This window comes from Mycobacterium sp. IS-2888 (assembly GCF_001954215.1).
Classification (GTDB): Bacteria; Actinomycetota; Actinomycetes; order Mycobacteriales; family Mycobacteriaceae; genus Mycobacterium.
Genome location: NZ_MBET01000093.1, coordinates 1 through 928 on the forward strand (window position 1 = coordinate 1; position 928 = coordinate 928).

Sequence of the window (928 nt, forward strand, 5' to 3'; positions counted from 1 at the left end):
GGCAACTCCGCCCAAAACGTCGCCGCGGTCACCCCGCAACTGGCCGCGGCCAGCACCGCACCCACCACCCAAGCCACCACCGCGGCCACCACCACGACCGGGCCCTTCACCTGGCTACAAAACCTGCTCACCAACCTCTCCACCCAAGGCCTGCCCACCCCCACCAACAACTGGCTCGGGCTCGTCTCCGCGAACTACGACACGGTGCTGAAACGAATGACGGGCTTGCCCTATCAGTCCAACGGCCTAGCCAGCTTCTTTTCGAGCATTGCGCAGCAAACGTTCAATGGACCGGTGGGAACGACGGCCGGCGCGCAAGGTGCGTTCTTTCCGACACCGCAGTTTGCGGCGTTGGGCGCGGGCGGGTGGACTTTCCACCCGGCCGCCGTGCCCACGGCAAGCCTGTCCTCGGCCACCAAAATCGGCGGACTGTCGGTCCCGCAAAGCTGGGCCAGCGCCACCGGCGCCGAAGAACAAACCGCCACCAAACTCGTCAGCACCCAGCTACTCAACCCCGATGGCGCCAACGCCGCCGGAACCAACGCCGCCATGCGCGGCGTCCCCCTCGTCGGCGGACGCGGCGCCCAACGCAGCGGCAACCTCGGCGTGCGCTACGGCTTCCGCTACAACGTACTCACCCGACCACCATCGGCAGGATAAAGAAATGCCGGTGACCAACAAATGAACAGTAGTCGTCAGGTCTCGAGTATTCGGCGGCAAAGGAGCGCCGCGACCGCAATCGAATTTAACGTTATTGGCAACCATATCCCGAAGGTGTTGAGCCGGAAGGTCATCGAGGAGGAAACCACATGTCGTTCGTGACTACCCAGCCAGAGGCGCTGGCGGCGGCAGCCGGCACCACGCCCGTCGTCGGGGCCGCCGCCGCGGCGTTTTGGGCGCTCAGCGTCGAGCCGATCCCCTGCAAGGT

At 65.5% G+C, this 928-nt stretch carries 1 protein-coding gene and 1 pseudogene; one reads left to right on the forward strand and one right to left on the reverse strand.

The window, feature by feature from the left end; translation table 11 throughout:
- The coding region (locus A5745_RS16835) for a PE/PPE C-terminal domain-containing protein (protein ID WP_175879845.1) at positions 1-660 on the forward strand (660 nt) is incomplete at its 5' end.
- A gap of 172 nt (positions 661-832) precedes the next feature.
- Here the strand turns inward: A5745_RS16835 and A5745_RS16840 are convergent.
- Positions 833-925: pseudogene (locus A5745_RS16840) on the reverse strand (PE family protein); the annotation flags it as partial.
- Between the last annotated feature and the right edge of the window lie 3 nt (positions 926-928).